Origin of the sequence: Bradyrhizobium sp. SZCCHNR2028 (genome assembly GCF_032380995.1) — a bacterium.
Taxonomy (GTDB): domain Bacteria; phylum Pseudomonadota; class Alphaproteobacteria; order Rhizobiales; family Xanthobacteraceae; genus Bradyrhizobium.
Window position 1 is genome coordinate 402,626 of the sequence record NZ_JAUHJF010000003.1, and the last position, 12,985, is coordinate 415,610.

Here is a 12,985-nt window from a genome sequence, read left to right on the forward strand (position 1 = left end):
GGAGAGACGACGATGGACAAGCCGAACTACTTCGTGCCGCAGGGCGGCCACCCGCCGCAGACCGACCTGCTCACCGGGCGCGCCGTGTTCACTGAAGCCTACGCGGTCATTCCCAAGGGCGTGATGCGCGACATCGTCACCTCGGCGCTGCCGTTCTGGGACAAGACGCGGACCTGGGTGATCGCGCGCCCCCTGTCGGGCTTCTCGGAGACGTTCTCGCAATACATCGTCGAGGTCTCGCCCGGCGGCGGCAGCTCCCAGCCCGAGCCGGATCCGGAGGCCGAGGGCGTGCTGTTCGTGGTCGGCGGCGAGATCCTGCTCACCATCGCCGGCAAAGAGCATCGCCTGGGCAATGGCGGCTACGCCTTCCTGCCGCCGGCCTGCAAATGGACGCTGCGCAACGACAGCCAGGCGCCCGCGACCTTCCACTGGATCCGCAAGGCCTATGAGGCCGTCCCCGGCATCGCCGTGCCCGAGGCTTTCGTCACCAACGAGGCGACGATCGCCCCTGCCGCGATGCCGGAGACGCAGGGCCGCTGGGCCACCACGCGCTTCGTCGATCCGCTCGACGTCCGCCACGACATGCACGTCAACATCGTCACCTTCGAGCCCGGCGCCGTGATCCCGTTCCTGGAGACGCATGTGATGGAGCACGGGCTCTATGTGCTCGAGGGCAAGGCGGTCTACAAGCTCAACCGCGACTGGGTCGAGGTCGAGGCCGGCGACTTCATGTGGCTGCGCGCCTTCTGCCCGCAGGCCTGCTACGCCGGCGGCCCCGGCCGCTTCCGCTATCTGCTCTACAAGGACGCCAACCGGCACATGAAGCTGCGACCGTTCAGGTGAGAGGCGCGGTCGCGCAATCGGACCCGGACTTCGATCTCAACTCTAACGTCTCACGTCCCCGACACGACCTTCGCCGGCGCGTCGTCATCCTCCTCATCCGCCTCGCGCACCACGTGGCGTGTGCGCACCACCGTGACGGTGCAGCCCGCCTCCGCGGCGACCTTCGCCGAGACGCTGCCGAGCAGTGAGCGCAGTACGGAATCGCGGCGGGCGCCGATGATGATGTGGTCGACCTGGTTGGCCTCGGCGAACTCGATGATGGCGGCGGCCGGATCGACGGCCTCCAGCACGTGCACCGTCAGCCGGCTCGTGTCGAGCTTGAGCGGCGTCGCCCAGTGCTTCAGCGCGACCATGCGGTCGATGTGCTTGTTGTTGCCCTCCTCGTCCAGGGTGCGGTCGATGGTGAGGCGCCCGAGCTTCAGCACGTTGACGCAGGCGAGCCGCGCCGCGGGCAAAGTGGCGAGGATGCGCTGCGCGGTCAGCCGCAGCGCGCCGTTGAGCTCCTCGCCGCCTTCCACGGTGTCGATCGCGACCGCCACGATCGGGCTGGAGGCGATCTGCACCGCGACGTCGGATGATTTCTGTTCCGGCTGCACCAGGCCGCGGTTGAAGCGGCGGCGCCACACCGTGGTGATCGGATCGCGCGTCACCTTCGCTGAACGCGCCGTGAGCTTGACCTGGTCGGGATGGCCGAGATCGAAGGCGAGTTGCGCCGCGGTCGGGTAGCGCCACACCGACTCGATCTCGAGACAGCGCAGCACGATCTCCTGCAGCCACGGTGGATAGTCCGACTTCAATTGTCGCGGCGGATAGGGATCGCGCCAGAGACGCCGGCGCATGCCGCGCAGGGTCTCGCTCTCGCCGAACGGCCGCACGCCGGTAGTGAAGAAAAAGAGCAGCACGCCGAGTGAAAAAATGTCGCTGCGCGGATCGCTGCGCGTCCCCATCATGCGCTCGGGCGCCATGTAGGGCGCGGTGCCGTAAGGCAGGCGGAATTCCTCCTGCAAGAGATCCGGCAGGTGCCTATGGCAGGACAGGCCGTAGTCGATCAACACCGCCTCCCCTGACGGCCGGAACATGATGCTCGATGGCTTGATGTCGTGATGGATCACGTGCTGCCGGTGAATGTCGGCGAGCGCCGTCGCGATCTTCGCGACCAGCACCCGCGTCTCCTCGTAAGCCAGTGGCAGCTCGGGCAGCCGCCCGTACAGCGTCTCGCCCGGAATTTGCTCGATCACCACATAGGCCTGGGTGGCGAAATCGCCGGTGCCGAAACAGGCCGGCACGTGCGGTCCCGACAGTCTTGGCAGGATCATCTGCTCCATCTCGAAGCTGACGATCGCCGCGGGGTCCTCGCCCTCGGAGACGCGCGGCACCTTCATCAGGATCGGCCGGTCGATATCCGGACGGGTGACGCTCCACAACGTCGCCATGCCGCCGGAATGCACGCATTCGCCGACCGTGAAGCCGTCGATCACGACGCCCGGCTGAAGCTTTGACCTCGGCATGTTCTATCGCCCCATCGAGAGCCGTTGCGCCAGCCAGGGCGGCAGGCCGTTGTCGCGAATGCGCTGCGCCGCCGCCTCGACGTCGTAGGGCACGCGGCAATAGGTCAGCTCGCGGGTCTTGGTGTCGAAGGTCACGAACGACGCGGCAGGATCACCGTCGCGCGGCTGGCCGACCGAGCCGACCACGGCCAGCCATTGCCGGCCGCGCAACAGCTGAATGGGCATGTTGGCGGTCGGGGTGAAGCTCGTCATCTTCGCGGTCGCGGACATCGAATACAGCGCGGGACGATGGATGTGGCCGCAGAACGTCACCTGCGCCTCGGTCGCGATCATGCTGCGGGCCGCGTCGGCCGACGACTGCACATAGCGCCAGCGCGGTGGGCTGGACGCCTCCGCATGCACGAACAACCGGTCGTCGTCACCGATGCTCATCGGCAGCTCGGCGAGAAAGCGGCGCTGCTCGGCGCTGAGCCGGCCGCGCGTCCACTCCATCGCCGCCTGCGCCTCGGCATTCATGGTCTCACTCGCGACCGAGACCGCATTGTCATGATTGCCGCGCACCGCCAGCCCGCCACCGGCGACGATCTCCATGACGGTGTCGACCGACCATTCCGGATCGGCGCCATAGCCGACGATGTCGCCGAGACAGATGAGGCGGTCCGCGCCACGCGCACGCGCCGCCTCGAGGCAGGCTGCAAAGGCCTGCCGATTGGCATGGATGTCGGTCAAAATCGCCAGCAGCACCCGTTTCCTCCGGTTCTCAAGCTAGCGGCCGTGGTCGCACGAGACTTGAGGAACATCAAACAAGATAGGCGGAGAGATGCGGAATGTCAGCGTTGCAGGTCCCCTGCGATGCGCCGGTGCGGCTTTCCTTCCCTGGGTAAAGCTGAAGCCCAGGACGTTGCGGTGGTTCGGTCTGGCGACCGCACCCTTGGCCCTGTTGACCTTGAGCTCGAGGCGCCGTGCCAGGAACGTCTCGATGCCCGCCATCATTCGCGCGCTCGCTTCACGCGGAGGATACGGCTGCAGCCGCCTACTGCTCGTCCTTCGGCGGCATGCGTGGTGGCAGCAGCGGCGTGAACGAGACGCCGTCGCCGGCGTTCTTGGCGGCCTTGAACTCGCCGGTGGAGGGATCACCGCCGGCGGTCTCGATGATCGTCTTCGGCAGAATGTATTCGCGCGCGGCATCGATGACCCCGCCGTCGCCGGTGCCGAAATCGGCGGCGCGGCCGCCCTGCGGATGGCCGGCCGCGATCTGGTCGGCGGCGTGCTGGGCCTTGTCGGCAAGTGTGTCGCTGTAGGGGATACGATAGGCGCGCGGCACGCCGCTCGGACGGTTGTCGTCGTCGAGCGCCTCGACCCACAGATAGACCGTGCCGGGATCGCCCTCGACGGAGTGCGGATCGACGATCCGCACCTGCAGCACCTTGAAGCTCCTCGGCAGCCGGTCGACGCTGGCCCAGCCGAGCAGGCCGCGGGCACCGACGAAGCTGCCGACATAGAACGCGCTGGTGATGACCACGGCGACCGCCTTGGCCTGCCACGGCAGCCGGGCATAGACCAGCACCAGCAGCAGCAGCGCGCCGATCAGCGCGTAGCACACGGACAGGGTGACGATGACGGTCTGCAGATTGCTCGTCATGGCCTGAGCATCCTGACGCCGGTCTTGGGATCGATATCGGCGCCGTTGCGCCAATTGCTGCGGAACGTCTCCAAGAGCGATTTCGGCCGGCGCTGCACGTCGATCACCTTGCCCTCGGCATTGAGCTTGAAGCGCAGCGCCGTCTTCTCGTCGCCGGAATGGTCGAGCACGACCTTGTCGTCGAAGATCACCTGCGCAGTCGGGTTGAGCTTCTGCACCTTCACGGTGGCCTCGACCGGCGCACCGCTGACGTTCTGGAAATGCGAGATGTTGACGGTGTATTCGCCGGCGACGATGCCTCTGACGGTGACGATCTCCTCGCGGATCGGCGACGGGATCTTCAGGCCGTTGACCAGGATGAAATCGTTGGCGCCGCCGCGGTCGTCGCGATCGAGGGTGAGGAAGCCGGCCTCGCGATGCCTGTACCAGGCGATGTTGCCGACGGGGTCCTGCACGAACAGGTCGAGATCGTCGGGATGGCTATCCGGCCAATCCATCGTGATCAGGAACTCGGCTTTCGAGTCGACCTTACCGTCCTTGGCGTCCGGCGAGATCGCGAGCACCGCGATGAAGAAGAAGAACGCGACGATCTGCAGCGCCTTGAACAGCATCACGCTGAACGGGTCGAACTGCTCCTCGCGCGGATAGAGTCCGAAATCGTCCATCATGCGACCTGCTCCGGCGCGCGATCCATCGCGCGCTCGAGCCGCGGCGTCACCCGCGTCTCCGTCAGCATGACGGCGTCCGAGAACATCCGTCCCGTCGCCGCATCGAGCATGTAGTACTGGATGCGCACCAGAATCGAGCCGACGAGCCCGGCGAGCGTCGTGTACATGGCAATCGCCATGCCGTCGCTCATCAGCCCCATCGAGGATTTCATCGCGAGCTTATCGTTGACGTCGAGGCCGGCGATCGGCGCCAGCATGATGATGAAGCCGATGATGGTGCCGAGCAGGCCGAGCTTCATCAGCGTGTCGGAGGCGAAGCCACCGAAGCCGTTGGAGCCGCGCAGGCGGTCGGCCAAGGTGCGCAGTAGCAGCGTCTGGTCGAGCCGCCCAGCTCCTTGCGTTTGCGCCTTGGTGACGAGGCTGCGGATGTGGTTGGTGACGAGCCCCTTGGGGAGCAGTTGTGCATCAGGTTCGAGCGCGCGCGCCGCGTCGGGTCCGATCAGCACGGCGCGGCAGCGCCGCGCTGCATCCGCCTCGCGCGCGATCGCTCTGGTGCGCCAGAAGCAATGGCAGCACGTGGCGACGTAGAGCACGGCGATGACGCTGGAGATGTAGGTGCGGTCGGAGGCGACCATCAGGTGGAAATAGCCGTAGCGGGCGAGCACCACGGCGGCGAATATCGTGAGGCCGGTGAAGATCATCCAGAGCAGCAGCGGCCCGCGCTCGGCTGCGTCGCGCGCAGGTTCCACTCGTTCGGCACTGCTGACCACGCTCATGCATGAACTCCCGATGCGCGCCGTTTCGTTCGGCGCTTCGCAGAGGAGTTAAGCAGAGCGGCGGAACAGCGTCCAAAGACATCTGCCTCGAGGCTCTCGGGAAAATTTCCCAACCTGCCGCTTGCTGCAGTGCATTTGCTTGGCGGAGCACCATCCCATTGTTACGCTGCGGCAAAAGCCGTGGAGAGGATCGCATGCGTCTCGTGCTCCAACTCATTGCGCGCCTCGCGCTGATCGTGCTGCTGTGTCTGGCCGCCGCGGCCGTATGGGTCACCGTCGACGCCTATCGCAGCGTCGATCGCGCCACCGCGGCCTCGGCCGACCGGGTCTCGCAGGCGCTGGAGGCGTTGTATTGGCGTGAGCTGCTGCTGCGCAGCAACCGGTCGCGGGAGCGGCTGCTGCCGCTGCCCGACTGGCGCACGACCGAGACCATGAAGCTGATCGCGCCCGGCATCTGCGTCCAGCTCAAGCCCGAGGCAGCGTTCGAGAAGCCGCTGTGCGGCCAGAGCAAGGGCCTCGGCGCCGCGCCGCCGCGCTGGTTCTCAGGCGCCGTGGAAGCCATCCTCGGCGATCACGCCGCGGTCGCGCAGCCGATCAGCGCGCGCGCCACGACAGCGGGAACCGTCTCGGCGATCGCCGATCCCGATTCGGCGATCCAGCTCGCCTGGCTGCGCATCCAGGACAGCTTTGGTGTGGCGCTGGCGATGGCGATCGCGATCGGCGTGCTGGCCTCGCTGGCGATCGCGCATGCGCTGGCGCCGGCGCGCAGCATCGTCCAGGCGCTGCAGCGGATGGCCGAGGGCGACCACCGCCCCGCGCTGCCGCGCTTCCGCTCGATGGAGCTCGCCATGATCGGCCGCGCCGTCGGCGAGCTCGGCGACCGGCTGGCGCAGGCCAACGAGCAGCGCGCCGCGCTGACCGAGCGCCTGCTCGACATCCGCGACGAGGAGCGGCGGGCGCTGGCGCGCGAGCTGCACGACGAGTTCGGGCAGAACCTCACGGCGATCCTCGCCTTTGCCTCGACGATCGAGAGCGCCGGCAGCGGCCGCAACGATCAGGTCGCCCAGGATGCACGGATGATTACGCAGTCCGTCAGCCATCTGATGGCGTGCCTGCGCGGCACCTTGAGCCGGCTGCGCCGTCCGCTCACCGAGGAGCTCGGACTCGCCGCGGGCCTGATCGCGCTGACCGAGAACTATCAGCATGCCGCGCGGCCCGCGATCCGGCTCGACCTCCACGGCGACCTCGCCGACATCCAGGGCCCGGTCGCGGTCACCGCCTATCGGATGGCGCAGGAGTGCCTGACCAACGCGCTGCGCCACACCAGTGCGAGCGAGGTGTCGTTGCGGGTCGAGCGCCGTCAGGGTCCAGACAGTGCGCTCGTGATCTCGGTCGAGGACGACGGCGGCGGCGATGCGACCCTGCTGGCGCAATCGAGCGGCTTCGGCCTGACCGGAATCCGCGAGCGCATCGCCGCGGTCGGCGGCTCGCTGTCGATCGGGCCGGCCGCGCGCGGGCTCAGCGTCTCCGCGACAATTCCACTGGCCGCCTGAGACAACCGGGATGCCCGAGCGCACAGGCATTTCGATTCTGCTGGTCGACGACCACCCGGTGGTCCGGCAAGGCTATCGCCGCGTGCTGGAGAGTCAGGACGGGTTTCGAGTCATCGCAGAGGCCGACAGCGCCGCGGCAGCCTATGCCGCGTTCAAGGCGCATGCGCCCGACGTGGTCGTGCTCGACATCTCGATGAAGGGCGCCAGCGGGCTGGAGGCGATCCGCAACATCCGCGCCCGCGACAATCGCGCCTGCATCCTCGTGTTCTCGATGCATGGCGAGGCGCCGCTGGTGAAGGCGGCGTTCGCCGCCGGCGCGAGCGGCTTCGTCACCAAGAGCAGCGAGCCGTCGGCGCTGGTCCGCGCCATCCGCATGGTCATCAACGGCGAGCGCGCGCTCAGCGACGACGTCGCCCACGTGCTGGCCGCTGACAGTCTTGATCCGCAGCAGACCGTGCTCGACCGGCTCGGCGAGCGTGAGATCGAAATCCTGCGCCAGTTCGCGTCAGGCCTGACCACCGAGCAGATCGCCACGAACCTGCACCTCAGCGTCAAGACGGTGCAGAACTATCATTATCTGGTGAAGGCCAAGACGGGATTGCAGACGGATGCGCAGCTCGTCCGGCTGGCGGTGACCAGCGGGCTGACGGATTTGTAGAGGCTCAACCCCTCACGGCGCTCAAGCTTTATCCGCCCGTCATTGCGAGCGCAGCGAAGCAATCCAGAGTCCGGCTCACCACCCTGGATTGCTTCGCTACGCTCGCAATGACGCTGTGGGAGATCACCGTCACACGATCATCGGCGTCTTCAGTCGCCGCTCATGGACAGATCGTCTGCTTGCCCCCTGATGCGAGCCCGCTCATCCACATCTAACGCGCCGCAAGCCCGCGCAACAACAACGTCAGCACGGCATCGACCCGGGCCTGACAGGTGCATTCGCCCCACTCGTCGGCATGAGCGGGATGGTGAAAACTTCTCGTCGCGTCGAAGATCGCCGCGGCCGCGGTCTTGGGATCAGTGACGTGGAACGTCCCCTGCGCGACCCCCTCCGCGATCATGCCCTCGACCTGGGCGATCAGGTGCTGCTTGTGCGCCTTGACCACCGAGCACGCCTCGCGCGCCAGGGTGAGATAGGTCGCGAACATCTCCGGATCTTCACAGACCCGCTTCTGCTTGGCGCCGAACAGCTCGCGCAGCCAGCGCTCCAGCTTCGCCGGCGCGGGTCCCGGCTCGGCCGCGATCTGCGCCAGCGGCGCGCTGACCCGCTCGAGCCAGCGCCGCGCCACCGCCTCGCGCAGCGACGCCTTGCTGGGAAAGTGACGATAAACGGAGCCGTGGCTGACATCGAGCGCTCTCGCGACGTCGACGACCGTCGCTTTGGCGAGCCCGTAACGGCGCAACACGTCCTCGGTGACTTCGAGGATGCGCTCGGATGTCAGAACCACGGCCTCATTCATGCGTGCACCATATCGGTGTCGGACGTATGCGCCTTGATCTGGATCGTCTCGGCCCGATCGGCGGACGACGGCGCGCGGAATTTGGCGGCCTGGGTCTCCAGGTGACGCGCGACCTGGTGATTCAGCCAGTCCTGAAATTGTGAGTGCAACAATCGCTTTTCAATCTTCATCGAAGCGGTCCTTCGCAGTTGAAACCGCTGAACCCATGGTCAGACAGTGCAAGTTGATCTTCAGCATGACAGCGGCAGAGACATACACCATCGCGCTGACAGATTTCAATATCTGTCAGCGCGATTTTTTCGAGCGGTATCATAATCCACCTCGATCGCACCGGCCGAGCGGAAAGACCGCCGTTTGTGTCGATCCGGCCGCTCTGGTAAAGCGCGGCGTAAAATGCTGGCGCGGACGCCCGGTCCCGCCCACCTTCCCTCCCGCCTCGGAGCGCCGTCGATGATCCCCCGCTATACCCGTCCCGAAATGGCCTCGATCTGGGAGCCGCAGACCCGGTTCAAGATCTGGTTCGAGATCGAGGCGCATGCGGCGGACGCGCTGGCGCAGCTCGGCGTGATCCCGAAGGACGCGGCCAAGACGATCTGGGCCAAGGCCAAGGACGCCACCTTCGACGTCGCCCGCATCGACGAGATCGAGCGCGAGACCAAGCACGACGTCATCGCCTTCCTGACCCATCTCGCCGAGATCGTCGGCCCCGAGGCGCGCTTCGTGCACCAGGGCATGACGTCATCGGACGTGCTCGACACCTGCCTCAACGTCCAGCTCACCCGCGCCGCCGACCTGCTGCTCGCCGATCTCGACCGCGTGCTGGCGGCGCTGAAGACGCGCGCCTTCGAGCACAAGATGACGCCGACCATCGGCCGCTCGCACGGCATCCATGCCGAGCCGGTGACGTTCGGCCTCAAGCTCGCTTATGCCTATGCGGAATTCTCCCGCGCGCGTGAGCGCCTGGTCGCCGCTCGGAAGGAGGTCGCGACCTGCGCGATTTCCGGCGCTGTCGGCACCTTCGCCCAGATCGATCCGCGGGTGGAGGAGCACGTCGCCAAGGCGATGGGCCTGTCGCCCGAGCCGATCTCCACCCAGGTGATTCCGCGTGACCGCCACGCGATGTTCTTTGCCACCCTCGGCGTGATCGCCTCCTCGGTCGAACGCTTTGCGACCGAAGTCCGCCACCTGCAGCGCACCGAGGTGCTGGAAGTCGAGGAATTCTTCTCGGAGGGACAGAAGGGCTCCTCCGCAATGCCGCACAAGCGCAACCCGGTGCTGTCGGAAAACCTCACCGGCCTCGCCCGCATGGTGCGCGCCTATGTGACGCCGGCGATGGAGAACGTCGTGCTCTGGCACGAGCGCGACATCTCGCACTCCTCGGTCGAGCGCATGATCGGTCCCGACGCCACCGTGACGCTCGACTTCGCGCTGGTGCGCCTCGCCGGCCTGGTCGAGAAGCTGCTGGTCTATCCCGCCAACATGGAAAAGAACCTCGACCGCCTCGGCGGCCTCGTGCACTCGCAGCGCGTGCTGATCGCGCTGACCCAGAAGGGGGCGAGCCGCGAGGACTCCTACAAGCTGGTCCAGCGCAACGCGATGCCGGTATGGCGCGGCGAAGGCGACTTCCGCACCCTGCTCAAGGCGGACGCCGAGGTGAAGAAGTATCTCACCGACGCCGAGATCGACGAGCAATTCGACCTCGGCTACCACCTCAAGCACGTCGACACGATCTTCCGGCGCGTGTTCGGCAGCGCCGAGTGACGGCGCGCGCCGTTACAGCTTCTTCAGCGAGACGGCCGCATTGCCCTTGTTGTTGAAATAGAATCGATACAACAACCAAGGACACAGGATGGAGGTGTCGTTGACGTAGACGAACACCTCCCCATCGCTGCGTGCGGTGAACTCGGCCGTCCAGCGGCTACTGCCGGGTGCTTCGGGTCGGAAGGTGGGGAGATGCTCCTCCAATCCCGTGCTGCCCACCCGTACGATGGGCGCGAACCAGTTCGACCAGATCAGCCGCTTGAACGGCAGGCCCGGTAGCTGCGTCCAGGTCCCGTAACCAAAGCCGGCCGGGGATGCAGGGATGCTGCCGTCGCTCCATCCCTCTCCGACATCGAGCGTGATCTGATACGTCTCGTCCTGCGCCACGCTAAGCGCTGTCGGATAGCAATGGTGGCGCGTCTCGAACAACGGCCGGATACTTCCATTATGCCATGCCCCGATCTCTGTCTCGTTGACCTCGGTCGGCCTCAGTGTTGCCTTGCAGAACAGACCGGCCGTGTTGGCCGCGCCGAACGCCAGCCACCAGAACAGCCAGAACATGATGGCGGTCGGGAAGATCCACGATTTCAGGACGTAGAAACCGGCGATGTACCAGCCCTGGCGTCGCAGCGAATAAACCGTCGCGCGCCAGCCGGTCACCGGCTTGTGCCGGGATGGATCGTTCCAGGCGATGCGTGCGGCGTCGCGGATCGTTCGCTGCAGTGAGGTGCCCCACGCCGTCAAGCCGAGCGCCACGGCTGCCCCGATCAGCAGGAAGCCGGGCGAATCCCGGAACGCTACGAACCAGGGATCGAGAAATCTTGGCAGGAACGCAGCCGCCGCGTTGACCAGGGGATCGCCCACCACACGCAGGGGGTCATAGAGGAAGCGCGGCCGATAGATGACGGCGTACGGGATCGCTGCGACGAACAGCAGCGCGAACATGGTGGCGAAATAGACCACGCGGCGCAGCCAGACCCAGTTCCAGACATCGTCCTGCACCCGCGTCCGCGCGTGCCCGCGATCGAGCGGATGCAGCGCATCGACCGGCGTATCGGTCTCATCCGTGACGCGGTAAGCGGCGGGTACGACCACCGGTGCATAGTGATCGGGACCCGACCCAATGCGTTCGAACACGGTGCGGTGGATGGTCGGCTTCACCGGCGGCAGAGGTGGCTGCGGCAGGCTCGGGTGCAGATCGTCAGCAAGAAGCCCGGTCTGGGCCTTGAACGGCGAATGAAGCAGCCACTTGATGCGACTGACATCGTACCGGAGCGATAGCTTGTAGGGCGGCGCGTCATAGATCTCGCGCAGATTGCGCGGCTTGTAGCGGTAGTAGGCAGCCAGCCCCTTGCGCGAGTCGTTCAGCGTATCGAGCGGATCGATCTCGGGATCGTAGAGTAGCCTGCGCCGCCCGTCGAGATAGACGAGACCATAGGCCTGGGCGCGGTCGAGCATCCAATCGAGCGTCACATAGGAAAGGCCATCCTGCGGATAGCCGCCGCCGATGTCGGAATGCACGCCGGTAAACCACACCTGGCTGATGCGCTCGCGGTCACGTGGCGGCAGGTCGGTGCGCAGATGCGGCGGCGGCTCGGCGAGTTTCGCAGCCGCGCTGCGCGGATCGTGATCGATGCCGAACAGCCAGTCCTTCTTGTCACCGCGGCCCGGGACGGCATCGTCCCGTCCCCACACATAGCGTTCGTCCCAGATCACCGGGCGGAAAGCGTCGCGCTCCTCCTCGATCGCGAGGGCGTGGCAGGCGCGATGGATCTTGGAATTCATGAACTGGTCCGGCATCGACAGCGGCCAGATCCAATAGTCGATGGCGCGGGTCATCTCCTCGATCGGCCCGCCGTAGGCGTCAACGGTGTCCCAAATGCCGACGAAATGCACGCTCTCGACCTCGACTGCTGGCGGAGCCTCGGGCGCAACGCCCCGCAGCCTGCGCAGCAGCTTGATCCCCCCATCGCGCCATTTACGGAGGTCCAGGCCGATCTTGCCGAGATATCTGAGAAGTCCGGTGTTGTAGCGGCGACGATAGCGGCGATAGGCGTCCGCAGCGAAGCGCGCGAGGTCGGCCTCATTGTTGTTGTAAGCGACGAGGCCCTGCCCCGCGATCATCGCCGCCACGATGCGGATCGTGAACGCGCCGCGGCTGAAGCCGAAGCAGTAAATGCGGTCGCCCGGCTTGTAGTTGCGACAGCAAAAGATGTAGATCGCAATCGCATTCCGCTTCAGGCCGAAGCCGAAGATGCCGCCGAGGGCTGCGAACAGCTTGAAGGAGGACGTGCCGACGCCATCGTCATAGAAGGCGACCTGCCGACGCGGATCGCGCAGGTCCAGCAGCTGGAACAGCCGCCAGACATTGGTCTTGAACACGGCCTTGGCGCTGTTGCCGGTCCCGTCCGACAACAGCACGATGTTCTTTGCAACAGGCTTGGACACGAGGCCCCCCGACCAGAATGCCGGCAGGGAGATTGGTCCGCAATTGCAAGAAAATCAAGGCGCAATCCCTGCGCGAGCCTGCAGGACACCCGCTCAGTTCTAGCACCGCCCGTCATCCGCAAGGCAACATCGTCGCTTGATCCGATGCAGACCTCGAACGGGGGACGGCGTATCGAGCCCCCGCAGGCCGGGTCGGCGCTTGAGGATCACCGGAGGCGCGACTGACAGAGCGGCACGCATGGAATCACTCAAAAATGATCAGCAGATACCTTTGTGCGGTTGTCCGACATCTCGTCGTCGACCTCTGATCCTTCGACACCGACCAGACG

Annotated in this window: 13 protein-coding genes; 4 read left to right on the forward strand and 9 right to left on the reverse strand. The window is 66.1% G+C overall.

Annotated elements, in window-relative coordinates:
- Positions 1-12: 12 nt before the first annotated feature.
- Complete coding sequence (locus QX121_RS07815; protein ID WP_315811583.1) at positions 13-843, forward strand: bifunctional allantoicase/(S)-ureidoglycine aminohydrolase; 831 nt, start codon at positions 13-15, stop codon at positions 841-843.
- A gap of 50 nt (positions 844-893) precedes the next feature.
- On the opposite strand, the gene QX121_RS07820 is transcribed toward QX121_RS07815, so the two are convergent.
- The 6 genes from QX121_RS07820 to QX121_RS07845 are packed head-to-tail and all read right to left on the reverse strand — an operon-like array spanning position 894 to position 5,437.
- Entirely contained in the window at positions 894-2,351 is a 1,458-nt protein-coding gene (locus QX121_RS07820) for a bifunctional serine/threonine-protein kinase/universal stress protein (RefSeq protein ID WP_315811584.1), read from the reverse strand.
- Between the two features lie 3 nt (positions 2,352-2,354).
- Entirely contained in the window at positions 2,355-3,095 is a 741-nt protein-coding gene (locus tag QX121_RS07825; protein WP_315737398.1) for a metallophosphoesterase family protein, read from the reverse strand.
- A gap of 21 nt (positions 3,096-3,116) precedes the next feature.
- A complete protein-coding gene (locus QX121_RS07830; RefSeq protein ID WP_315811585.1) occupies positions 3,117-3,344 on the reverse strand; it encodes a hypothetical protein in 228 nt (75 codons plus the stop codon).
- A gap of 40 nt (positions 3,345-3,384) precedes the next feature.
- Complete coding sequence (locus QX121_RS07835) at positions 3,385-3,993, reverse strand: hypothetical protein (RefSeq protein WP_315811586.1); 609 nt, start codon at positions 3,991-3,993, stop codon at positions 3,385-3,387.
- Positions 3,990-4,661 (reverse strand): hypothetical protein, encoded by a 672-nt coding sequence (locus QX121_RS07840; protein ID WP_315811587.1) that lies wholly within the window; start codon positions 4,659-4,661, stop codon positions 3,990-3,992. The genes QX121_RS07835 and QX121_RS07840 overlap by 4 nt, the downstream gene beginning before the upstream one ends.
- Positions 4,658-5,437, reverse strand: a complete 780-nt coding sequence (locus QX121_RS07845; RefSeq protein ID WP_315737395.1) for a MotA/TolQ/ExbB proton channel family protein — start codon at positions 5,435-5,437, stop codon at positions 4,658-4,660. Before QX121_RS07845 ends, QX121_RS07840 begins: the two co-directional genes overlap by 4 nt.
- A gap of 194 nt (positions 5,438-5,631) precedes the next feature.
- Between QX121_RS07845 and QX121_RS07850 the strand changes: the two genes are divergently transcribed.
- The gene (locus QX121_RS07850) at positions 5,632-6,990 is read left to right on the forward strand and encodes a histidine kinase (protein ID WP_315771065.1); all 1,359 of its coding nucleotides are present in this window, start codon (positions 5,632-5,634) and stop codon (positions 6,988-6,990) included.
- Between the two features lie 10 nt (positions 6,991-7,000).
- The gene (locus QX121_RS07855) at positions 7,001-7,648 is read left to right on the forward strand and encodes a response regulator transcription factor (protein WP_315811588.1); all 648 of its coding nucleotides are present in this window, start codon (positions 7,001-7,003) and stop codon (positions 7,646-7,648) included.
- A 211-nt stretch (positions 7,649-7,859) separates the two neighbouring features.
- On the opposite strand, the gene QX121_RS07860 is transcribed toward QX121_RS07855, so the two are convergent.
- Positions 7,860-8,447, reverse strand: coding sequence for a TetR family transcriptional regulator (locus tag QX121_RS07860; RefSeq protein WP_315811589.1), 588 nt, complete (start codon positions 8,445-8,447; stop codon positions 7,860-7,862).
- A complete protein-coding gene (locus QX121_RS07865; protein WP_315737391.1) occupies positions 8,444-8,617 on the reverse strand; it encodes a hypothetical protein in 174 nt (57 codons plus the stop codon). The genes QX121_RS07860 and QX121_RS07865 overlap by 4 nt, the downstream gene beginning before the upstream one ends.
- A 280-nt stretch (positions 8,618-8,897) precedes the next feature.
- Here QX121_RS07865 and purB point away from each other — a divergent pair, with 280 nt between their 5' ends.
- Positions 8,898-10,208 (forward strand): adenylosuccinate lyase, encoded by a 1,311-nt coding sequence (gene purB / locus QX121_RS07870; RefSeq protein WP_315737390.1) that lies wholly within the window; start codon positions 8,898-8,900, stop codon positions 10,206-10,208.
- Positions 10,209-10,220: 12 nt separating this feature from the next.
- Here the strand turns inward: purB and QX121_RS07875 are convergent, their stop codons facing one another.
- Positions 10,221-12,656, reverse strand: coding sequence for a DUF2235 domain-containing protein (locus QX121_RS07875; RefSeq protein ID WP_315811590.1), 2,436 nt, complete (start codon positions 12,654-12,656; stop codon positions 10,221-10,223).
- Positions 12,657-12,985: the final 329 nt, after the last annotated feature.

What these genes read in the sequence shown, in the direction of transcription:
- QX121_RS07815 (WP_315811583.1), top strand. Translation starts at nt 13, where the DNA reads ATGGACAAGCCGAACTACTTCGTGCCGCAGGGCGGCCACCCGCCGCAG.
- QX121_RS07820 (WP_315811584.1), bottom strand. Translation starts at nt 2,351, where the DNA reads ATGCCGAGGTCAAAGCTTCAGCCGGGCGTCGTGATCGACGGCTTCACG.
- QX121_RS07830 (WP_315811585.1), bottom strand. Translation starts at nt 3,344, where the DNA reads ATGATGGCGGGCATCGAGACGTTCCTGGCACGGCGCCTCGAGCTCAAG.
- QX121_RS07835 (WP_315811586.1), bottom strand. Translation starts at nt 3,993, where the DNA reads ATGACGAGCAATCTGCAGACCGTCATCGTCACCCTGTCCGTGTGCTAC.
- QX121_RS07840 (WP_315811587.1), bottom strand. Translation starts at nt 4,661, where the DNA reads ATGATGGACGATTTCGGACTCTATCCGCGCGAGGAGCAGTTCGACCCG.
- QX121_RS07845 (WP_315737395.1), bottom strand. Translation starts at nt 5,437, where the DNA reads ATGAGCGTGGTCAGCAGTGCCGAACGAGTGGAACCTGCGCGCGACGCA.
- QX121_RS07850 (WP_315771065.1), top strand. Translation starts at nt 5,632, where the DNA reads ATGCGTCTCGTGCTCCAACTCATTGCGCGCCTCGCGCTGATCGTGCTG.
- QX121_RS07855 (WP_315811588.1), top strand. Translation starts at nt 7,001, where the DNA reads ATGCCCGAGCGCACAGGCATTTCGATTCTGCTGGTCGACGACCACCCG.
- QX121_RS07860 (WP_315811589.1), bottom strand. Translation starts at nt 8,447, where the DNA reads ATGAATGAGGCCGTGGTTCTGACATCCGAGCGCATCCTCGAAGTCACC.
- QX121_RS07865 (WP_315737391.1), bottom strand. Translation starts at nt 8,617, where the DNA reads ATGAAGATTGAAAAGCGATTGTTGCACTCACAATTTCAGGACTGGCTG.
- purB (WP_315737390.1), top strand. Translation starts at nt 8,898, where the DNA reads ATGATCCCCCGCTATACCCGTCCCGAAATGGCCTCGATCTGGGAGCCG.